We start from the raw sequence: 20137 nt of genomic DNA on the forward strand, positions 1-20137 counted from the left end.
GGGTCTGCCTGCGGCAGCCCGCGTTCAATCAGGTGCGGCGATCGCTGGGCCGCTTTACATCGAGGCTAGCACCAATCCGCGCAGCGGTTCGTGCACCGGCCAGAGTTGGATTAAGGATCGTGCGAGAGAAAGTTACATGCGAGCAAATCAGGCGAGGGCTTGAGATCGGGGGCGACGGACTGCGACCGATGGATGAGGGCTGTCTTCTTCGAAGCGCGAAATCTTGTCGGCGAGCGACAGCGTGATATCGATTTCGTCGAGCCCGTTCAGCAGGCAATATTTGCGGAACGGATCGATTTCGAAATCGAAGATGTCTCCGGCGGATGAGGCGACCCGCTGCGCCGCCAGATCGATCACGAAGGACTGTTCGGATGCGATTGCCATCAAATGGTCGACTACCTGCTGGGGAAGCGTCAGCGTCAAGATGCCGTTCTTGAAGGCGTTGCTCGAAAATATGTCAGAGAAGCTGGGAGCAACGATGGCTCTGATGCCGAAGTCCGCGAGCGCCCATGCGGCATGTTCGCGGCTTGATCCGCACCCGAAATTGTCCCCGGCGATCAGGATCGGGCTGCCCGCATATTCGGGGGCGGCGAGGATGTGGCCGGGCATGTCGCGCAGCGCCGCGAAAGCCCCGGTGCCGAGACCCTGGCGGCTGATGGTCTTCAGCCATTCTGCACCGATGATCACGTCGGTATCGCAGTTTTTCATCCCAAACGGATAGGCGCGGCCGGCGATGTGCGTCAGCGGCGCGTTCATCGCTCGTCGCCCACAAGGTTGCGCACGTCGGCCAGACGTCCGGTCACAGCAGCAGCGGCGGCCATCGCGGGGGACATAAGATGCGTGCGCGCGCCCGGACCTTGCCGCCCCATGAAGTTGCGGTTGCTCGTAGAGGCGCAGCGCTCGCCGGCAGGGACCTTGTCGGGGTTCATTCCCAGACAGGCTGAACAGCCGGGCTCGCGCCATTCGAAGCCCGCTTCGACGAAGATGCGATCCAGTCCTTCTTGCTCAGCGGCGCGCTTCACCAGACCCGACCCCGGCACGACAAGGGCCTGACGGACCGACCCGGCGATACGGCGCCCGCGCAATATGGCGGCAGCGGCGCGCAGATCCTCGATCCGGCTGTTGGTGCAACTGCCGATGAAGATATTCTCGACCGCGACGTCCTGCATCCGCGTTCCAGGGACGAGACCCATATAGGCTAGCGACTTGCGCGCGGCGTCGCGCTTGGCGTCGTGCGCGAAGCTTTCGGGGTCCGGAACGACGCCTGTAATGGGCACGACATCCTCGGGACTGGTGCCCCATGTCACGCCGGGCGCGATGGTGCCGGCGTCGATGGCTATCGACTTGTCGAAGGTGGCGTCGGGATCGGTGGTAAGTGCGCGCCAGTACGACAACCAGCGATCCCATTCCGTCCCGGTCGGTGCCATCGGGCGTCCGCGCAGATAGGCGAAGGTCGCCTCGTCCGGGGCGAATAGCCCCGAACGCGCGCCCGCCTCGATCGACATGTTGGCGATGGTGAGGCGGCCCTCGATCGACATGTTCGCCATTGCAGAACCGCGATATTCGATGACATGGCCGGTGCCGCCGCCGGCACCGACCCGGCCGACAATGGCCAGCGCGACATCCTTTGGGCTGACCCCGAAGCCGAGCGTGCCGTCGATGCGCACTTCCATCGTGCGCGATTGCTTGAGAAGCAGCGTCTGCGTCGCAAGCACATGCTCGACCTCCGACGTGCCGATACCGAAGGCGAGGGCGCCGAGCGCACCGTGCGACGATGTATGGCTGTCACCGCAGACCAGCGTCGTGCCGGGCAGGGTGAAGCCCTGCTCGGGGCCGACGACGTGGACGATGCCCTGTTCGGGATCGGCGTCGCCGATGTAGCGGATACCGAACGCCGGAGCATTCGCCTCGAGCGCGGCGAGCTGCGCGGCGCTTTGCGGATCGGCGATCGGGATGCGCGCACCGCTTTCATCGCGGCGCGGCGTCGTCGGCAGATTATGGTCGGGCACGGCAAGCGTCAGGTCGGGCCGGCGCACTTTCCGCCCGGCGAGCCGCAGGCCCTCGAACGCCTGCGCGCTCGTCACTTCGTGGACGAGGTGTCGGTCGATGTAGATCAGGCACGTCCCGTCGTCGCGGCGATCGACGACATGTGCGTCCCATATCTTCTCGTAAAGGGTCCGCGGCGGAGCGCTCATATCGCCTTGGCGGCCTTCAGTTCGGAGATCTCGGTCTCGGTCATGCCCAGCAGGCCGCGATATATGTCGTCATTGTGCTGGCCGACCCGTACGGGAGCGGGCGTGCGGATGCTGCTCGGCGTGCCGGATAATTTGGGGAAGGCGTTCTGCATCCGGAACTTGCCCCAGCGTTCGCTCTCGACTTCAACCAGCGCCTCGCGCGCGGCGAAATGAGGATCGTCGAGCATTTCGGGCGCGCGATAGATTTTACCGGCGGGAACGCTGTGTTCGATCATCAGCGCTTCGAGTTCATCGACGGTCAGCGTCCGCGTCCATTCTGCGATGATTTCGTCGAGTTCGTGCAGGTTGTTGGCGCGGGCAATATGGGTCGCATACCGATCGTCGGCCGCGAGTTCGGGCCGGCCCATCGCGGTGCAGAGCCGCGCGAAGACCGCATCCTGATTGGCGCCGATCAGATATTCCCCGTCGCTGGTCGGGTAGACGTTCGACGGAGAGACGCCTTCGAGGATCGATCCGGTGCGTTTGCGGATGTGGCCGGATACCAGATATTCGGGCACCAGGCTTTCCATGACCTGAAGCACCGCCTCGTATAGCGCGCTGTCGACAACCTGGCCCTTGCCGTTGCGTTCGCGCGCGTGGAGCGCGGCGAGGGCGCCCATGCAGCCATAAGTGGCGGCCAGGCTGTCGCCGATCGATACGCCCATCCGGCTGGGTGCGCGATCGGGATCGCCGACGATATAGCGCCACCCGCCCATCGCTTCGCCGATACCGCCGAAGCCCGCGCGGCTCGAATAGGGTCCGGTCTGACCATAGCCCGACACCCGCACGATGATGAGGTGCGGGTTGATTTCGTGCAATATTTCGGGACCGAGACCCCAACGTTCGAGCGTCCCCGGCTTGAAATTCTCGATCAATATGTCGGCGGTCGCCGCGAGCTTGCGCACCAGTTCCTGTCCCTCCGGAACGCGAAGGTTGGCGGACACCGACTTCTTGTTGCGCGAGACGACCTCCCACCACAGCTTGGCGTCGCCATGGCCCCAGTGGCGCATCGGATCGCCGCCACTCCTGCCATTCGGGCCATCGACCTCGGGGGGCTCGACCTTGATGATCTCGGCGCCCATATCGCCCAAAAGCTGGCCGCAGAAGGGTCCAGCGATCAACTGGCCGAGTTCGACCACCCGGATGCCCTTCAGGGCACCCTCGTTCGTTTCATCCGTCATTTTCATGCCTTCCGCGATTATTCCGCCGCGACGTGATAGTCCGCCCAGCGCGGCTGCACCGGAGCGGGCAGGCCGGTCTCGGCCTCGCAATTCGCGCGCAGCGTTTCGATGTCGGGTCCGAAGTCAAACACTTCGATCGCTCCGCGCTCGCTGCGCATCGCATCGCGCAGCACCGTGGTCGCGGCGGCATCGACCCCGCCGTCCTTCCCGATCACCACGCCATAGGCCCGCGCGCCTTCGACCGAGACCAGCCCCTGCACGACCTCCTTTGCGACCAGCCCGGGGTCGCGGTCCAGGGGATCGCCCCAGCCGCCGCCGCCCCAGGTGACAAAGTGCAGCACATCGTTGGCTTCGACCTTCACATCCTCGACCTTGTTGCCCAGGATGATCTGCGATCCGTCGGGCTTTTCGAGTATCTTGCGCGCGCGCGCGCCCGGCTTGCCGCCATTGACGCCCCATGGCGGCACGAACCAGCGGTCGTCATGCAGCGCGATCACGCCGGGTTCGAGGAAGCGATACGACATGATGATGCCGTTGCCGCCACGATTGAGGCCCGCGCCGCCCGAATCCGCGACGGTTTCGTAACGTTCGATGACCAGCGGAAAATATCGTTCGAGAAATTCGTTGGGGACGTTGGTAAAGCCCGGCCACAGCGAATGGCCGTCGGGCCCGTCGCCCATCGGGCGGCCCGGAATACCGCCGAAACCGATCTGGAACAGCTGGAACCAGTCGCCCTTCTGGTCGGTGCCCGCATAGAAGAGGTGCGGCGATGAGGAGAAACCCGCGGCGTTGAGAAACTCCGGCGTTTTCTGGCCGAGCAGGCCGCCGAGAATGTCGAATATGCGGCCGAGCGCGTGCGTGCGACCCGACAGCGCAGCGGGAAATTTCGGCTTGAGCAGCGATCCTTCCGGAATGCGGACCTCGATCAGGTCATAGAAGCCGTCGTTGAACATGATCTGCGGGTCGAAGACCATGATCATGTAGATGCCGAAGAACATCTTGAACATATTTTCGTTCATATAGAAGTTGATCGACGCGATGGATTGCGGGTCGGTGCCGTCGAAATCGAGGATGACCGTCTGCCCCTCGCGCCACATCGTGCATTTGAGACGATAAGGCCCGAACCCCATGCCGTCATCGCACAGATAGTCCTGAAAGCTGACCTTCTCTTCCGACACCGCCTGCGACAGCAGCGTCTTCATCGCCCGGTGGTTGCGCGCGAGCAGTTCCTCGGTCGCCGAGGTGTAATTATCGATCCCGAAACGGTCGGCCATTTCCTCGACGCGGCGCGCGGCGACGCGGCACGACGCGATCAGCGCATTGAGGTCGGCGGCGCACCATTGGGGTGTCCGCGATTGGTGCAGCACCAGCTTGACCAGATCCTCGTTATATTCGCCGCCGCGATAGATTTTGACGGGCGGGATGCGCACACCTTCCTGAAAGATGTTCGTCGCGTGGATCGGCATCGATCCCGGCACCATGCCGCCGATGTCCGACTGGTGCCCGAACATCGCGGTGTAGGCGAGCAGGCGGCCATCCTTGAACACGGGCAGCAGGACCAGCCAGTCGTTCGAATGGCTAATCGCGCCCTCTACCGAATAGGGATCTGACAGGAAGAACATGTCGCCTTCCTCCACCGTGCCGTCGTAGCCGCGCAGGAAGCCGCCGATGAAGCTGCCGAACTGGCCGACGATCATCCGGCCCTCGTGGTCGGCGATCAGCGGAAAGGCGTCTCCCTGTTCGCGAATGCCGGGGGACATGGCAGTGCGCACCAGCGTCGCATCCATCTCGACGCGCGCGTTGCGCAGCGCATTTTCGATGATGTCGAGCGTGACGGGGTCGATCGCTACCTTGTCGAACGGGGTGTCGTTGGTCTGAATGATCCGTGCGGGCATGGTCTGGTTCCTCCTATTCGGATCAGGCGAGATTGATCAGGATGTTGCCGACGGCATCGACCGTCGCGATGCATCCGGTTTCGATCAGCGTGGTCGAGTCCATCTCGGTCACGATGGCGGGACCGGCGATGCGGTCACCCTGGCGCAGCTTGGCGCGGTCGTAGATCGCGGCCTCCCGCATGGCGCCGTCCATCCACAGATGGTGATCGCGGATCTTCGCGGCGGACGGGTCGCCATCGCCCTTGGGCAATTCGGCAGCGGGCAGGTCTAGCGTCTGGCCGAGGGCGACCGCGCGCAGGTTCACGATCTCATGCTCCGCCTCCATGTTGAATGTGAAGAGGCGATGATGCTCTTCATCAAAGCGCGCTGTGATGGCGGTAATGCCGCCGATGGCAAGGTCGGCCAGTGTGACGTCCATCGGCACCTCGAACGCCTGACCGGCATAGCGAATGTCGATTTCGAACTGGATCGTCACATCGTCGGGCGCGATGCCTTCCTGTTCCAGTTCGCCGCGGGTTTGCGCCGCCATCTCGTCGAGAACGGCGGTCAGTTCGGCGAGCGTGGTGTGCGACGCGAGGCGCGAGAAGCTGCGCGCGCTTTCGGTTCGCATGCGTGTCGTCGCGTCGCCAAGTGCGCAGAGGACGCCGGGCGACACCGGCGACACCGCGGGCCAGCTGCCCATCAGTCGCGCGACGGCATTGACGTGGAGCGGACCCGCGCCGCCGAAACCCATCAGTGCGAAATCGCGCGGGTCGTAGCCTTGTTGGACCGAGATCATGCGCAGCGCGCCGAACATATTTTCGTTCGCGATGTCGATGATGCCGCGCGCGGCAGCGTAAAGGTCGATGCCGAGCGCGTCGGCGATCGTCTGAACCGCCGCGGTCGCGCCCTCCTTGTCGAGCTTGAAACTGCCGCCGAGGAGGGCTTCGGGCAGGTAGCCAAGCACGACGTTGGCGTCGGTGACGGTGGGCTGGGCACCGCCCTTGCCATAGGCGACGGGCCCCGGAACCGCGCCCGCCGACTGCGGTCCGACGCGCAGGGCGCCGGTGAGTTCGGGGACATAGGCGATCGAGCCGCCGCCTGCGCCCACCGTCTTCACGTCGAGCGCGGAGGCACGCACCGACAGATGCCCGACCTCGGTGGTGCGGACGCGGCGCGCTTCCAGATTTTCGATCAGCGCAACGTCGGTTGAGGTGCCGCCGACATCGAGGGTCAGGATATTGCTGATCCCCGCGTTGCGTCCGACCCAGATCGCGCCGGTCACGCCGCCCGCCGGGCCCGACATCAGCAACGATACCGGATGTTCCTCCGATTTTTCGGAAGTCATGAGTCCCCCATCGGAGCGGAGCAGCGACAGCTTGCCCGCCATCCCAGCGCCGCGCAGCCGGTCGCGCAGTTTGCGAACATAGCGGCCGACGACCGGGCGCACTGCGGCGTTGGCAACGGTGGTGAGTGTGCGTTCATATTCCTGCATTTCGGGCAGGACGATATGGCTCAGCGACACCGGAATATCGGGCATGATCTCCGCAGCCAGTTCAGCGACGCGCGCTTCGTGCGCGCCGTTGAGATAGGCATTCATCAGGCTGATCGTCAGCGCCTCGACGCCCTGCTCCTTCAGCTTCAGCAGCGCCCCGCGGATGTCGCTGTCGTCGGTCGGGCGCAGTTCGGCGCCCTGTGCGGTCATGCGCCCTTTGATCTCGACCGTATCCTCGAGCGCGGCGAGCGGCTGCGGCTTCGGCCAGACGATCCAGCCCGCGAGACCGCCGGGCACGAAGCTGCGCGCGATCTGCATGATCTGGCGATAGCCCTCGGTCACGATCAGGCCGACGCGCGCGCCCTTACCCTCCAGCACCGCGTTCGTCGCGACGGTGGTGCCGTGCAGGAAGACCTCGACATCGGCGGGGGTGATGCCGGCCTTTTCGCAGATCGCATCGACCCCGTTCAAAATGCCTTCCGAACTGTCGTGCGGAGTCGAAGGCGTCTTGTGACGCCAGAATTCGCCGGTCTTTTCCTGGAACAGCAGCAGGTCGGTAAAAGTGCCGCCGACGTCGACGCCGAGACGATATGTCATGGGGTAAGTCCTTATGCCTGCAAGTTCGGAAAGGGGCCGGCGCGGCTGACGAGGGCAGGGAGAGGCGCTTCCATCTCGCCCGCGAGCCAATGCGCGGTGTCGATCGTCCGGCCGAGGTCGTAGCCGGTCGCGATGCTGGACCGGTCCAGCATGTAGAGCAGGTCTTCGGTCGCGATGTTGCCGGTTGCGTCGGGTGCAAAGGGACAGCCGCCGATGCCCCCGACGGACGCGTCGAGTGTTGCGGCGCCCGCTTCGATCGCCGCCCATGCATTGGCGATACCGGTGCCGCGCGTATTGTGAAGGTGGACGCGAACCGGAACGGCGCCGATCTCGGCGCGCACTTCGGAAACCAGCGCGAAAATCTGCGCGGGCACCGCCACGCCGATGGTGTCGGCGAGCGCGATTTCGACCGGGCCCGCGTCCGCGAGGCGCGCCGCGAGGACGATGACATGCGCCGGATCGACCTCGCCCTCGAACGGACAGCCGAAGGCGGCTCCGATCGCGACCTGCGCGCGGCGCCCCTCGCTACGCGCAAACCGGACGACGTCGGCGGCCATGTTGGCAGAGTCCAGCGACGTCTGACCCTGGTTGCGCTGCGCGAAGCTGTCGGATGCGACGCAGACGGCGCCGATTTCCTTCACGTTGGTATCAAGCGCGCGCAAGGCGCCTTTCTTGTTCATCACCAGCCCGATGGTGACGACATCATCGGGCAGCGAAAGGCCGGCAATGACCGCTTCGGCATCGGCCATCTGCGGCACCCGATCGGGGCGGGCAAAGCTCGCCACCTCGATGCGGCGCGCGCCTGCCGTGACCATGCGCTGGATCAGGTCGATCTTCTGCGCGGTCGTGAACAGGCGCTTTTCATTCTGCAGCCCGTCGCGCGGCGCGACCTCGACAATTTCGACTGCCGTCCGCATCAGGTCTGTCGGTCCAGCGACGCCAGATAGTGAATGGCATCGTCTTCCGCGACGACGTCGGCATATTTGGCTTCCATGTCGAACAGGTTGGCGTTGTGCGGATCGGGGTGGCGGTCACCACATGCGTCGGCGATGACGATGGTGCGAAAGCCGTGCGACATCGCATCGACGCAGCTCGCGCGCACGCAGCCACTGGTCGAAACGCCGCCGAGCAGAACGCTGTCGATGCCCAGCGCCGTCAGTGTGGAGGCGAGCGAAGTGCCGAAAAAGGCGCTCGGATATTGTTTCGACACGATCAGTTCGTCGGGTCGCGGCGTCAGTCCTTCGGGCCAATCACCCATCGGATTGCCCTGAATAAAATAGCGCAGCGGCTTCGATTTTTCGAAGAAGCGCCCGCCGTCGATCGCCGTGGGATGGTAGACGACGTTGGTCAGGACGACGGGAATGCCGGCCGCATGAGCCGCCTCGCGAACCCGCAACGCCGATGCCAGCGATGCGTCCGATTCCATATAGAGGTCGCATTCGGGGTCGTAATAGGCGCGGCACAGATCGATCAGGACCAGCGCCGGTCGCTTGCCGAAGCCGACGCGGCGGCCAAAGGCGCGCTGGTAATTTTCGGTGAGTTCATCGGTCATGCGTCATATCCGTAAAGCCAGGGTTGCGTCTGGCGCTGCTGCGCCTCGAAGGCCGCGACGCGCGGACCTTCGCGTTCGAGGATCAGGTCGATGTCGTCCCAGCCTTTGAGCAATCGCTCGCGGTCGCCCGGGGCGATGTCGAAGGCGAGGCTTTCGTCGTCGAAGGCGATCGTCTGCGCCGCGAGGTCGATATCGAGCGGTCCGCTCGCGGCTGCGAGGCGCTCGATCAGCGCGCGTGGCTGCGCGATGGCGAGGACGCCGTTGCGCAGACAATTAGCGGCGAAAATCTCGCCGAAGCTTTCAGCAATCACGCACCGGATGCCAAATCCGGTCAGCGCCCATACCGCTTGTTCTCGGCTCGACCCGCTGCCGAAATCGGCGCCGGCGATCAGGATCTGTGCCCCGGTGTAGCGCGGATCATCGACTGGATTGTTCGCGATCGGGGCACCGTCGGGCTCGAACCGGCGGTCGTGAAAGAAATAACGTCCCATGTCGCCGCGCCGCATCAGCAGCAGGAAGCGTGCGGGGAAGATGACGTCGGTGTCGATCCGGTCTTCCAGCAGCGGCAATGCGGGCGAGGAGAGGGCGGTAAAGGGCGTCATGCCGCAACCTCGCGCACGTCGGCGAGGTGGCCGGCAATCGCCGCGGCCGCCGCCATCGCGGGGCTCATCAGGTGCGTGCGGCCGCCCCGGCCCTGCCGCCCCTCGAAATTGCGGTTCGAAGTCGAGGCGCAGCGTTCGCCGGGCTGGAGGCGGTCGGCATTCATCGCGACGCACATCGAGCAGCCCGCATGACGCCATTCGAAGCCGGCGTCAGTGAAGATGCGGTCGAGACCCTCGGCCTCGGCCTGCCGCTTCACTGCGGTTGATCCGGGCACGACAATCGCGCGGGTGGTCGAGGCGACGCGGCGCCCGGAGGCGACTTCGGCGGCTATACGCAAATCCTCGATCCGGCCGTTGGTGCAGGACCCGATGAAGACGTGATCGACCGAGATGTCGCAAAGCGCCATCCCCGGCGTCAGGCCCATATAGGCGAGCGCGCGGCGGCGGCGCTGCGCCTCGCTTTCGTCTTCGGCCTCGTCGGGGTGCGGCACGCGCGCATCGATGGCGATCGCATCTTGCGGGCTGGTGCCCCAGGTAACTTGAGGGGCGAGGCCGGTGACGTCGAGCGTCAGCGAGCGATCATAGGCGGCGCCGGCATCGCTTGCCAGCGATCGCCAGTAATCGACCGCCCGGTACCACATCGCGCCCGATGGCGCGTAGGGCCGGCCGCGCAGCCATGCGAAGGTCGTCGCGTCGGGCGCCACCATGCCGATACGCGCGCCGGCCTCGATCGACATGTTGCACAGGGTCATTCGGGCTGCCATTGGCATCGCCTCGACCGCTGCGCCGCGATATTCGATTGCATGGCCCGCCGCGAAGCCGGTGCCGTGGCGCCCTATGAGCGCGAGCGCCAAATCCTTTGCACCGACCCATGGGCCAGGCGTGCCCTCGATACGAATTTCGAGCGTCCGTGCCCGTTGTTGCACCAGGCATTGGGTGGCAATCACCGTTGCGCAGTCGCTGGCGCCGATCCCGAACGCCAGCGCGCCGAACGCGCCGTGGGTCGATGTATGGCTGTCGCCGCACGCCAATGTAATGCCGGGTAGCGTCAAGCCCTGTTCGGGACCGATGACATGGACGATGCCCTGTCTTGCATCCTCAAGGTCGATGTGGGCGATGCCGAAGTCGCGGGCGTTGATCTTGAGCGCCGCGATCTGCGCCTCGGCGAGAGCATCGACGATCGGCCCACCGCGCGCGTCGGTCGGGACGGCATGGTCGGGCACCGCCAAATGCGTTTCAGCCCGTCGTGCGGCGCGACCGCTTTCGCGCAGCGCCGCGAACGACTGGTGGGTGCTCGTTTCCTGCAACAGATGGCGGTCGACATAGATCAGCGCCGATCCATCGCCGAAGTCGCGTACGACATGCGCGTCCCACAATTTCTGATACAGGGTGCGGCCGCTCATCGCGCGCCGCCGATATCGATGAGGAATCGGCCGATGTCTTTCGCTTCCTCGCCCGCAAGGCGCGTAAAAGCGTCCGCCGCGCATTCGAGCGGAAAGCGGCCGCTGACGGTCGATTGCAGGCTGAGCTTACCGCTGGCGATCAAGTCCATCGCCCTTGCCTGATGGTGTCCGGCGCGCACGCCGACGATGCGCAGTTCGCGGTCGACGACGTCCCAACTGGTCAGCGGCAATTGCCCGCCGCCGGTGAGCGCGACGATCGCGCCCGGCGCCGCGACGGCAAAGGCCTGAGCCATGCCCCAGTCGGATGCCGTCGTCTCGATGATCGCGGGAAAACCGCCGGGGCGATGCGCCATGGCGCGCGGCGCGAGGTCTTCGCCATGATGGGCGATTGACAGTGCCACCGCGCCCAATCCCGCTGCAAGCTTGGAGCGCCCGCCTGTTCCGCCGAGCGCGGTGACGTGCAGGTCCAGTGCGATCGCGGTTGCGATCGCGCCCAGTCCCATCGCCCCGACGCCGACGACTGCAACGTTATCGCCGGCGTCGAGACCCATTTGTTCATAAGCGTTGAGCGCATCGACGATGCCTGCGAGCATCGCCGCATCCTCGAACGCCACATTGTCCGGCAGCACGGCAAGTTTGCGCGCGGATACCAGCGTATATTCCTCGCAGCACGTCTGGCGGACGAGGGTGGCAAACGCCGGATCGAGGCACAGGTTGGTGCGGCCCGACGTGCAATTGGCGCAGCCCCCACAATGATCGAGCGCCAGCGCGGCGACCCGGTCGCCCGGCGCCAATCCCCCGACGCCGGGGCCGCAGGATTCGACGATTCCCGAAAAATCGGCCCCGATGCCGACCGGATATGCGGAGACATAGCGGCCATGGCGGTTCAGATAAGTCCCGACATCGGTGCCATATGGCGCATAGGTCATGACGCGCACCAGGACCTGGCCCGGCCCAGGGACGGGCACGGGCAGGTCGACGATCCGAAGATCGCCCGGTCCGAAAAGGCGCGCAGCGCGCATCAGGCCGCTCGGTCCGGCGCGAAAAGCCAGAGGATGAGCCGGCAGCCATTCTCGCTCGACAGCGCGCCGAAAACCTCGGTACCCGCGGGCCCGGCGCTATAGTCGCCGACTGCGAAATCCGCTTTTTCGCCCTTTACGCCGCCATCGAGTAAGCAGGCTTCCCATGCTGCGGGGCGCCCGGTCCCGCTCGCCGTCCAGCCGGCGGGAATATCGACCATCACCGTCCGTGCCCCGTCGCGCGCATCGGTCGACAGCGGCCGGATGCGCCATTCGGCAGGGAATTCGGGGTCGGCGATCCATTCGACCTCGTCGACCGGCAGGCTGTAAAGGTGACCGCGGCCATCGTCATAGGCGGGGAGGGGATATTCGTCCGGCTCGTCTGGCTCGTGGATCAAGAGCAGGGCAAGCGGACCGTCGCTGCGGATCAATGCGGTCGCACCCTCTTCGGCGCGTTCGTCATGTCCGTGGACAACCTGCGCGGGACGATAGAAATAGTCGCCGGCCTTCCAGTAATGCGTCCCCCCCACGGTCACCGACCCGGAGAGCATAAACACTTCCTCGAACGCGTGATGATAATGGGCGATGCCGCCGCCGTGCCAGCCAACGGGGATGTTCACCAGCGCGGTGACATAGCCCGACGCTTCGTCATAGCCGAGCCGCTTGCGCGTGATGCCATGCGTTCCGAGCGCCTCCCACTCGATTTCCGAGGGGCGGATGCGGGTGAGCGGCTCGGCGATCATCTGAGGGGCGGCCATGATCAAAACTCGCTCATCAGGCGGCCAAAGCCGTGGACGCGCTCCCCGATCCCGTTGGCGCGCAGCGCGTGCCAATAGGTGGCGGTGTTGATCGCGATGACGGGCTTGCCGAGCCACAGTTCGGCGGCGGCGGCGGCGCGCATCGCCGAGATATTGGTACCGCACTGGATGATCGCGTCGACATCGTCGCCGTCGAGGGCCTTGAAGGTGTCGATGATCCGCCGCTCCGACACTTCGGCGATTGCGGTCCACGACGGGCATTGCAGCGGAATGTCGCGCACCGTTTCATAGCCGTGATCCGACAGGAAATTGCGGACCTCTGCGTTGGCCGTCGGATAATAGGGCGAGAAGAAAGCGACCTTTTTGATGCCGCCATATGCCGCGAGCGCCGCAGCGGTGGCTTCGGACCCGGTCGATACGCCCAGGCCCGAGACCTGCTCGACATTCTCGCGCCATTTGACCGCCCCCTCGGCCCCGCCGAAGAATGTGACCGCCGACATGCCCATGACAAGATAGTTGGGCTTGCAGGTCAGCACGCCCTTCACGGTCTCGATCGTGTTGTCGCTGATCTCCCACGCTCCGGCCATGAAGCTTTCGTTCGACACCGCCTTGGTGTCGTTGACGACGATGCGGCTGTAGTGATTGGTCACGCCATGGACGCGCAGATCGTCGAAATCGGGCTGCACGACCGTGTTGGTCGATGGGCCAAGGACGCCGAACTTGATGCGATAGCCGAGCTGGTCGGCGTTGGGACGATCTTGACCTGTCATTGGATCTTCTCCGCGTCTTCAAGGCTTTCGAACATCGCCTGGCGCAGCAGATACTGGCGGCGCTGGGCAGGGTCGGCGTGAATAGCGGCCATGCGGTCGAGCCGCGCGCGATGCGACTCGCCGGCGCCCTGTTCGATGAAGGCCTTGTTGGCGATCGTCTGCGCCTGGATGAATTCGCGCGTCGCGTGACGGCGCTGGCGGTCGAACAGGCCTATCAGTTCGGCGTCGCCGCCCTTGCGCAGGATCCTCCACAACTTGTCGGCGAGGTTCCAGGCATCGTGGATGCCGCTGTTCATACCGAAGCCGCCCAACGGATTGTTCAAGTGCGCGGCATCGCCGATCAGCATCACGCGGCCGCGCGCAAAGCTCTCGGCGACGCGCTGGTGGACGCGATAGATGGCGCGGTGCGAGGTTTCGACGCGGTGCCCGGGAACGATCCGCTCAAACACTTCGGCGGCGCGCGCGTCGGATTTCAGCAGTTCATCGCTGTCGTCGACGCTGGCCGGCACCAGAATGCGCCACAAGGCCGGGACTCGCAGCAGCACGAGCCATTCGTCGGGGTCGGAGATGTAATTAACGTGCGCAAGGTCAGTGATAACCGTTTCGATCGGAAAGCTGGTCGAAAGGCTCAGGAATTTCTCGTCATAAGTGAAGCCGTCGAACTCGACGCCGATCTGCTTGCGCACCACCGATCGCGAGCCGTCGGCGCCAATCAGGAATTTCGCACGCACCTGTTCGTGCGCGCCATCCTTGTTCTCGAAGGTCGCTGTTACGCCTTCGCTATCCTGCTCGACCGCGACAAGGCGGGTGTTGAAGCGCACCTCGGCATTGGGGAGCTGGGGCAGCCGCTCGGTGAGCAGCAGCGACATATAATGTTGTTCGCATTGCAGGCGGAATGGGAAGCGCGCGCGGTCGGCGATTTCGCCCAGATCGAACTCGATATGCTCGCCGCTGCGACGGTCACGCATTTGATATATGGGCGCCTTCAATCCCCGATCGATCAGCGGCTGGGCCGCATCGATTTCATCGAGCATGTCCAGCGTCGCTGCATGGAAGGTCGATGCGCGCAAGTCGTGCGCGCACGTCTCCTCGGCTTCACAGATGATCACGTCGATTCCCATCGCCGCCAGCCGCGCCGCGGCTACCGATCCTACCGGACCGGCCCCGGCGATAATTACTTCCGTCTGTTGCACTGACCACCCTCTTGCGACGCAGCGCCAGCGCGCCGCCGTTGCCGTGACTTTCAGGTGCGGGCTATCGGTTTGCCACTGCGCCGTGGCCATTTGTTCGCCTGACGAATATGATAGCCCGACGCTCGCTTGCGGCGCGGTCGCCGTGCTAGCCTCACAAAGGTGGGAAGATTGATGGATCAGGAAAACAGCATCCGCTCGATTTCGCGCGCGCTCGCAGTGCTGCGCGCGATTAACCGGACCGGCTCGCTGACGTTGACCGAGATCGCGCAAGCGACCGAGGTCCCGTATCCCACGGCGCTGCGTATCGTGCGCGCGCTGGTGGAAGAGGGAGTGATCGAGCGCGAACCCGACCGTAAGCGTTATCGGCCGACGGCGCTGATCCAGGGGCTGTCTTATGGCTTCCAGAACCATGACGAGTTAGTGGTGACCGCGCGCCCGCACATCGTCGCGCTGACGCAAAAGGTCCATTGGCCGATCAGCATCGTGACGCGCGTCGGCAACGCGATGGTCGTACGCGATTCGACGAGCACCCAGACGCCGCTCACCTTCAATCATTATTATCCGGGCTGGCAGGTCCCGCTGACCGTATCCGCGTCAGGGCGCGTGTTTCTTGCGCATTCGTCGCCGGAAGTGCGGAAGGAACTGATCGCCTATTATCGCACTGACGCGGCCGGCGCGGAAGCTGCGACGCTGACGGCGTTCGAAGAGCAGGGCGAGGCGGAACGGATAGTGGCGCAAGGCTATGCCGCAGTCGCCCGCACCGGCTATTCGGCGAACCCCGGTCGCACCTCGTCGATCGCGGTTCCGCTGTTCATCGGCGACGCGCTGTTGGGCACCTTGACCCTGGTGTTTTTCGCTGCCGCGATGCCGCTTTCGGAGGCGGTGGATCGCTTCGTCGCGCCACTGCGTGAGGCGGCGGCGCGGATCGGTGCCGACATGCTGAAGCGTGCGCCGTCCTGATCAGCCGGCAACCACGCCGTCGTCGCGAATGATCGCGATACGGCGGAACGCCAGCGTCGCTAGGATCGAAACGATCAGCAGGCCGCAGCACAGGATGAAAGCCATCTGATAACTGCCGAAGCGGTCGGCGGCCGATGCCGCGATCCACACGCCGCTGCCGGAGGCAATCGCCTCGAACACGATAAAACCCCCGGCGATCCGCCCGAGGTTTGGCCCCGCGAAGACTTCCGAAATGACGACCTGCGTCAGGACATAGCATCCGGCCCAGCCGAGTCCGAGCAGTATGAGGCCTGCAAAGACGATCGACGGCATTGCCAGACTGAGGATAGCGGCGCCGGCGAGCAGCACGCACTGTTGGCTGGTCCAGACCGCGTGGACGCCCCATCGTTCGGCCGCGATGCCGACCAGCACCTTGCCGACCAGGCCGACGACGAAGACGGTGCTGACCCCGGTGGCGGTCAGCCGCGCCGACAGGCCGATGTCCTGCAGATAAAGGAAGAGATTGAGCAGGAAGGCGGTCGAGGAAAAGAAAGTCGCAAAGATCGCGACGAGCAGCAGCGCGACGACGACCGGCGAGCGGCGATACTGCGTCACGAGCTGTACCGGAACCGGCGGTGCGGGGTTGAGCGTCTCGCCGACGCGGAGCCGCGGCAGCAGAAACGCGACGATCGGCAGCAGCAGCAGCGGCAGCACGGCGAGGCCGGTCAGTACCTGTCGCCAGTCATATTGTTCGAGCGCGAGGACGATCAGGCTCGGAAAGATTGCCGAGCCGATGCTGGTCCCCGACAGCGCCACCGATATGGCGAGCGCGCGCTTTTCGTTGAAGCATTGGCGCACCATCAGCACGACGATGACGACATGCGCGCTGGCGTAACACATGCCGAGCAGGGCGTAGAGGAGATAGATCTGGCCGATTGTTTGCGCGTGACCATAGAGGGCAAGCGCGATCGCCAGCAGCGCGAGACCTGACAAGACGATCGTTCGCGGCGCGACGCGCGCGGTCAGGAAGCCGATGCCAAGGCCCGAAAGGCCCGACGCCATCAGGAAGATGCTTTCGCGCAGCTTCAGGTCGGCGCGCGAAATGTCCAGGCTTTCAAGCAGGGTCGTGTCGAGCGCGGGCAGGCCCGACGTGATAACGCCGTGGCAGACCGTCATCACCAGCAGCAGGGCGGACACTACCACCCAGCCGCTCCGCTCGCGTTTCATCGTGTCTGCCATGCTTGCCAATGCTGTGCCCTTCTTTCGCGGGAGAGGGAAGGATGATCGCTATGCGGTGGCGGCGCTACACCGTCGTCACCACTGTTCGTCAGGCGAATATTTCCGGCTCGCCGAATTGTCGATGACCGGGGCGGCCATAGAAGCAGGGGCGCTCGATCCGGCCCCATGACGCGGCCCGGCGGGCACATGGAGCATAATCTATGGCATATCCCGGTTTGCGCGCCCGGCTTGCGGCAGGTGATTTTATTGTGGCCCCCGGCATTCAGGACATGATCACCGCCGTCCTTGCCAACGACGTCGGCTTCGACGCCGTCTATGGCTCGGGCTATTGGCTGACGGCATCCGCGCACGGCCTGCCCGATGCAGGCATCGCCTCGGTGACCCAGATGGTCGACCGCATGGCAACGCTGGTCGAGATATCCAATGCGCCGGTGATCGCCGACGCCGACACCGGCTATGGCGGCCTGCTCAACGTCCATCATACCGTCCGCGCCTATGAAAAGGCCGGGGTCGCCGCGCTCCAGCTCGAGGATCAGGAGTTTCCGAAAAAGTGCGGTCACACGCCGGGCAAGCGGATCGTGTCTGCCGAAGAAATGGTGGAGCGCATCCAGGTCGCGCGCGATGCGCGCGGCAGCGACGACCTCATCATTATTGCGCGCACCGACGCGCGGCAGATCGAAGGTATGGATGGCGTGATGCGCCGGATGGAAGCCTATACGAAGGCAGGCGCAGACGTGCTGTTCCCCGAAGCCCTGGTTTCCGAAGAGGAAATGGCCTCGGTGTGCGCCGCTTTCGACCAGCCGGTGCTGGCCAACATGGCGTCGGGCGGCGTGACGCCGATCCTGTCGACCGACCGGCTGCAGGCGCTCGGCTTTTCTATCGCGATCTTCCCGGCGCTCGCCAGCCTCGCGGCGGCGGCGGCGGCGCATGCGGCGCTTACCGCGCTCAAGGACAAGGGCACCGGTACCGATCCAGCCGTCCCGCTCTACGACTTCCGCCGTTTTTGCGAGCAGATCGGCTTCAGCGACGTGTGGGATTTCGAAAAACGCTGGGCGCGCGACTGAGCCGCGCCCTGGATTGAACGAACAGATATCAGGAGGAACATATGGCCACTTGGCTGAAGCGCGGCGCCCCCCAGCAACAGCGGGCGGACATCCAGAAGAGCGTATCCGAAACCGTCGAGCGGATTTTGGCGGACATCGAAGCGCGCGGCGACGCCGCTGTGCGCGAACTCTCGCAGAAATTCGACGGTTGGAACCCCGAATCGCTCGTGCTCAGCGATCGCGAAAAGCAGGATTGCCTCGACCAGCTATCGAGCCAGGATTTGAAGGACATCGAATTTGCGCAGACGCAGGTGCGCAATTTTGCACAGATCCAGCGCGATAGCATGCTGGAGGTCGAGGTCGAGACGCTGCCCGGCGTCGTCCTCGGTCACAAGCATGTGCCTGTCAATGCCGCGGGCTGCTATGTCCCCGGCGGCAAATACCCGCTGCTCGCCTCGGCGCATATGTCGGTCATCACCGCGAAGGTTGCGGGCGTACCGCGCGTTATCTCATGCGCGCCGCCGTTCCAGGGCAAGCCCGCGCCGGCGATCGTCGCCGCGCAGGTGATGGCGGGTGCCGACGATATATATGTGTTGGGCGGGGTGCAGGCGATCGGCGCGATGGCGATCGGCACCGAGACGATCAAGCCCGTCGACATTCTCGTCGGTCCTGGCAACGCCTTCGTCGCCGAAGCCAAGCGCAAGCTGTTCGGGCGCGTCGGCATCGACCTGTTCGCCGGCCCGACCGAGACGCTGGTGATCGCCGACGAGGTCGGCGCCGACGGCGAGCTTTGCGCGACCGACCTGCTCGGGCAGGCCGAACATGGCCCCGATAGCCCGGCCATCCTGCTCACGACGTCGGAGAAACTTGCACGCGAGACGATGGCGGAGGTCGAGCGGTTGCTCCAGATCCTGCCGACCGCCGATCATGCACGCAAGGCGTGGGAAACCTATGGCGAAGTCATCGTCGCCGACAGCGACGAGGAAATGGTCGCGATCGCTGACGACATTGCATCGGAGCATGTCCAGGTGATGACCGCCGATCCCGACTATTTCCTGAAACACATGACCAACTATGGCGCCCTGTTCCTCGGCCCGCGCACCAATGTGAGCTATGGCGACAAGGTCATTGGCACCAATCACACGCTGCCGACCGGCAAGGCGGCGCGCTACACCGGCGGGCTTTGGGTGGGCAAGTTCCTCAAGACCTGCACTTACCAGCGCGTCACCAGCGATGCGGCGTCGGCGATGATTGGCGAATATTGCAGCCGTCTGTGCGCGCTCGAAGGCTTCGCCGGGCACGGCGAGCAGGCGAATATCCGTGTGCGCCGTTATGGCGGCCGCGACGTGCCTTATGCCGGACGCGCCGAGCCTGTGGTCGCCTGACCCGATCGACTTCCGCAGGAGGAAGTTGGCCCGCATCCCAATCGGGGTGCGGGCCCTTTTTTGTCAGACGCGGTGCAGGTCCCACGGACCGTCGTGCCATTCGAGGAGGACGCAGCCGCCCCGCGTCACTTCGTCGAAGCCATGGATGCTGCGCGCCGGGTTCCAGAGATAGGAGCCTGCGCGCATCGGACGCGTCGCGTCGGGCTGGATATCGCCTTTGAGGCAGAATATTTCCTCCTGCACCGGATGCCAGTTCGGGCCGCTGCCGCGAAAGCCCGCTGGAACGCGCAGCATTCGCGTATCGGCCCCCGTCTGGGGGTCGAGCCACAGGACGCGCCGCTCGAAACCGTCAAGCGGGACTCCGTCGATCACCGGGGTGAAGGGCGCGATGGCGGAAATGTCGGACGTCACGATGGCACCATGCGCTTCGGCGACGGGGCGATAGGCCTGTTTTGGGTCCTGGATCAGGATAAGCTCGCTTGGCTCGATCGCTTCCATCGTTGGCATCGCTGCGCCGGTGGGGACGACGACGAAAGCGCCTGCGGCAAGGTTGTGATCGCCGAAGCGGACGCGGCCCGACAGCAGCGCGAACTGCTGGACGGTGGAAACGGCAAGTGCCGTCGGGCTGGCCCAACCGGCGCGCAAGGTCACAATGGCACTGCGCAGGCTGCCGTCGTCGAGGCGGCGCAGCGCGCGAAGCTCGACGGGATCGTCGCCCCACAGCGCGGCAGTCTCGGGCGCGATGGCGTCGCGGTGGATGCATACCGAAATATCATGGGCAAGGTCGTCAGGCGTTGTCATCGCGGCATCTCCTTTATCAGCCGACGCGGATTGTTGCATGCCGTTGTGGACC

18 protein-coding genes are annotated in these 20137 nt (G+C 64.9%); 3 read left to right on the top strand and 15 right to left on the bottom strand.

Going from position 1 to position 20137, the window contains the following annotated elements; genetic code table 11:
• Positions 1–147: 147 nt before the first annotated feature.
• The 13 genes from leuD (HDC29_RS17745) to HDC29_RS17805 are packed head-to-tail and all read right to left on the bottom strand — an operon-like array spanning position 148 to position 14948.
• A complete protein-coding gene (gene leuD / locus HDC29_RS17745; protein ID WP_179499631.1) occupies positions 148–756 on the bottom strand; it encodes a 3-isopropylmalate dehydratase small subunit in 609 nt (202 codons plus the stop codon).
• Positions 753–2195, bottom strand: a complete 1443-nt coding sequence (leuC, locus tag HDC29_RS17750) for a 3-isopropylmalate dehydratase large subunit (protein ID WP_179499632.1) — start codon at positions 2193–2195, stop codon at positions 753–755. The genes leuD (HDC29_RS17745) and leuC (HDC29_RS17750) overlap by 4 nt, the downstream gene beginning before the upstream one ends.
• Complete coding sequence (locus HDC29_RS17755) at positions 2192–3415, bottom strand: CaiB/BaiF CoA transferase family protein (RefSeq protein ID WP_373562833.1); 1224 nt, start codon at positions 3413–3415, stop codon at positions 2192–2194. Before HDC29_RS17755 ends, leuC (HDC29_RS17750) begins: the two co-directional genes overlap by 4 nt.
• A 17-nt stretch (positions 3416–3432) precedes the next feature.
• On the bottom strand, positions 3433–5310 hold the full coding sequence (locus HDC29_RS17760) for a hydantoinase B/oxoprolinase family protein (protein ID WP_179499634.1): 1878 nt from the start codon (positions 5308–5310) through the stop codon (positions 3433–3435).
• 22 nt (positions 5311–5332) lie between these two features.
• Complete coding sequence (locus tag HDC29_RS17765; RefSeq protein ID WP_179499635.1) at positions 5333–7381, bottom strand: hydantoinase/oxoprolinase family protein; 2049 nt, start codon at positions 7379–7381, stop codon at positions 5333–5335.
• An 11-nt stretch (positions 7382–7392) separates the two neighbouring features.
• Positions 7393–8298, bottom strand: a complete 906-nt coding sequence (locus HDC29_RS17770) for a hydroxymethylglutaryl-CoA lyase (RefSeq protein WP_179499636.1) — start codon at positions 8296–8298, stop codon at positions 7393–7395.
• Positions 8298–8933 carry an isochorismatase family protein gene (locus HDC29_RS17775; protein WP_179499637.1) on the bottom strand — a complete coding sequence of 212 codons (636 nt, stop codon included), beginning with the start codon at positions 8931–8933 and terminating at the stop codon, positions 8298–8300. Before HDC29_RS17775 ends, HDC29_RS17770 begins: the two co-directional genes overlap by 1 nt.
• Positions 8930–9535, bottom strand: a complete 606-nt coding sequence (leuD, locus tag HDC29_RS17780; RefSeq protein ID WP_179499638.1) for a 3-isopropylmalate dehydratase small subunit — start codon at positions 9533–9535, stop codon at positions 8930–8932. The genes HDC29_RS17775 and leuD (HDC29_RS17780) overlap by 4 nt, the downstream gene beginning before the upstream one ends.
• Positions 9532–10938 (bottom strand): 3-isopropylmalate dehydratase large subunit, encoded by a 1407-nt coding sequence (gene leuC, locus HDC29_RS17785; RefSeq protein WP_179499639.1) that lies wholly within the window; start codon positions 10936–10938, stop codon positions 9532–9534. The genes leuD (HDC29_RS17780) and leuC (HDC29_RS17785) overlap by 4 nt, the downstream gene beginning before the upstream one ends.
• Positions 10935–11960 carry a zinc-binding dehydrogenase gene (locus HDC29_RS17790; protein ID WP_179499640.1) on the bottom strand — a complete coding sequence of 342 codons (1026 nt, stop codon included), beginning with the start codon at positions 11958–11960 and terminating at the stop codon, positions 10935–10937. The genes leuC (HDC29_RS17785) and HDC29_RS17790 overlap by 4 nt, the downstream gene beginning before the upstream one ends.
• A complete protein-coding gene (locus tag HDC29_RS17795; RefSeq protein WP_179499641.1) occupies positions 11960–12715 on the bottom strand; it encodes a cupin domain-containing protein in 756 nt (251 codons plus the stop codon). Before HDC29_RS17795 ends, HDC29_RS17790 begins: the two co-directional genes overlap by 1 nt.
• Positions 12716–12717: 2 nt before the next feature.
• Positions 12718–13485 (bottom strand): arylmalonate decarboxylase, encoded by a 768-nt coding sequence (locus HDC29_RS17800; protein ID WP_179499642.1) that lies wholly within the window; start codon positions 13483–13485, stop codon positions 12718–12720.
• Positions 13482–14948: an NAD(P)/FAD-dependent oxidoreductase gene (locus HDC29_RS17805; RefSeq protein ID WP_257018363.1), complete on the bottom strand. Its 1467-nt coding sequence runs from the start codon at positions 14946–14948 to the stop codon at positions 13482–13484. Before HDC29_RS17805 ends, HDC29_RS17800 begins: the two co-directional genes overlap by 4 nt.
• Here HDC29_RS17805 and HDC29_RS17810 point away from each other — a divergent pair.
• Positions 14931–15638 (top strand): helix-turn-helix domain-containing protein, encoded by a 708-nt coding sequence (locus tag HDC29_RS17810; protein WP_257018365.1) that lies wholly within the window; start codon positions 14931–14933, stop codon positions 15636–15638. The genes HDC29_RS17805 and HDC29_RS17810 overlap by 18 nt on opposite strands.
• Here HDC29_RS17810 and HDC29_RS17815 read toward each other — a convergent pair whose 3' ends face one another.
• A complete protein-coding gene (locus HDC29_RS17815; RefSeq protein ID WP_179499644.1) occupies positions 15639–16856 on the bottom strand; it encodes an MFS transporter in 1218 nt (405 codons plus the stop codon).
• Between the two features lie 200 nt (positions 16857–17056).
• Between HDC29_RS17815 and HDC29_RS17820 the strand changes: the two genes are divergently transcribed.
• Both HDC29_RS17820 and hisD read left to right on the top strand, forming a co-directional pair.
• Positions 17057–17920: an oxaloacetate decarboxylase gene (locus HDC29_RS17820; RefSeq protein ID WP_179499645.1), complete on the top strand. Its 864-nt coding sequence runs from the start codon at positions 17057–17059 to the stop codon at positions 17918–17920.
• 41 nt (positions 17921–17961) lie between these two features.
• Positions 17962–19284 (top strand): histidinol dehydrogenase, encoded by a 1323-nt coding sequence (gene hisD, locus HDC29_RS17825; RefSeq protein ID WP_179499646.1) that lies wholly within the window; start codon positions 17962–17964, stop codon positions 19282–19284.
• Positions 19285–19347: 63 nt separating this feature from the next.
• Here hisD and HDC29_RS17830 read toward each other — a convergent pair whose 3' ends face one another.
• Positions 19348–20085 carry a cupin domain-containing protein gene (locus HDC29_RS17830; protein ID WP_179499647.1) on the bottom strand — a complete coding sequence of 246 codons (738 nt, stop codon included), beginning with the start codon at positions 20083–20085 and terminating at the stop codon, positions 19348–19350.
• Between the last annotated feature and the right edge of the window lie 52 nt (positions 20086–20137).

The organism is Sphingopyxis sp. JAI108 (genome assembly GCF_013410105.1).
GTDB lineage: Bacteria > Pseudomonadota > Alphaproteobacteria > Sphingomonadales > Sphingomonadaceae > Sphingopyxis > Sphingopyxis chilensis.

Coding starts and splice junctions, on each gene's coding strand:
- HDC29_RS17765 (WP_179499635.1), bottom strand. CDS start 7,381: ATGACATATCGTCTCGGCGTCGACGTCGGCGGCACTTTTACCGACCTG.
- leuD (WP_179499638.1), bottom strand. CDS start 9,535: ATGACGCCCTTTACCGCCCTCTCCTCGCCCGCATTGCCGCTGCTGGAA.
- HDC29_RS17755 (WP_373562833.1), bottom strand. CDS start 3,415: ATGACGGATGAAACGAACGAGGGTGCCCTGAAGGGCATCCGGGTGGTC.
- leuC (WP_179499639.1), bottom strand. CDS start 10,938: ATGAGCGGCCGCACCCTGTATCAGAAATTGTGGGACGCGCATGTCGTA.
- HDC29_RS17790 (WP_179499640.1), bottom strand. CDS start 11,960: ATGCGCGCTGCGCGCCTTTTCGGACCGGGCGATCTTCGGATCGTCGAC.
- hisD (WP_179499646.1), top strand. CDS start 17,962: ATGGCCACTTGGCTGAAGCGCGGCGCCCCCCAGCAACAGCGGGCGGAC.
- HDC29_RS17800 (WP_179499642.1), bottom strand. CDS start 13,485: ATGACAGGTCAAGATCGTCCCAACGCCGACCAGCTCGGCTATCGCATC.
- HDC29_RS17770 (WP_179499636.1), bottom strand. CDS start 8,298: ATGCGGACGGCAGTCGAAATTGTCGAGGTCGCGCCGCGCGACGGGCTG.
- leuC (WP_179499632.1), bottom strand. CDS start 2,195: ATGAGCGCTCCGCCGCGGACCCTTTACGAGAAGATATGGGACGCACAT.
- leuD (WP_179499631.1), bottom strand. CDS start 756: ATGAACGCGCCGCTGACGCACATCGCCGGCCGCGCCTATCCGTTTGGG.
- HDC29_RS17815 (WP_179499644.1), bottom strand. CDS start 16,856: ATGGCAGACACGATGAAACGCGAGCGGAGCGGCTGGGTGGTAGTGTCC.
- HDC29_RS17820 (WP_179499645.1), top strand. CDS start 17,057: ATGGCATATCCCGGTTTGCGCGCCCGGCTTGCGGCAGGTGATTTTATT.
- HDC29_RS17760 (WP_179499634.1), bottom strand. CDS start 5,310: ATGCCCGCACGGATCATTCAGACCAACGACACCCCGTTCGACAAGGTA.
- HDC29_RS17775 (WP_179499637.1), bottom strand. CDS start 8,933: ATGACCGATGAACTCACCGAAAATTACCAGCGCGCCTTTGGCCGCCGC.
- HDC29_RS17795 (WP_179499641.1), bottom strand. CDS start 12,715: ATGGCCGCCCCTCAGATGATCGCCGAGCCGCTCACCCGCATCCGCCCC.
- HDC29_RS17830 (WP_179499647.1), bottom strand. CDS start 20,085: ATGACAACGCCTGACGACCTTGCCCATGATATTTCGGTATGCATCCAC.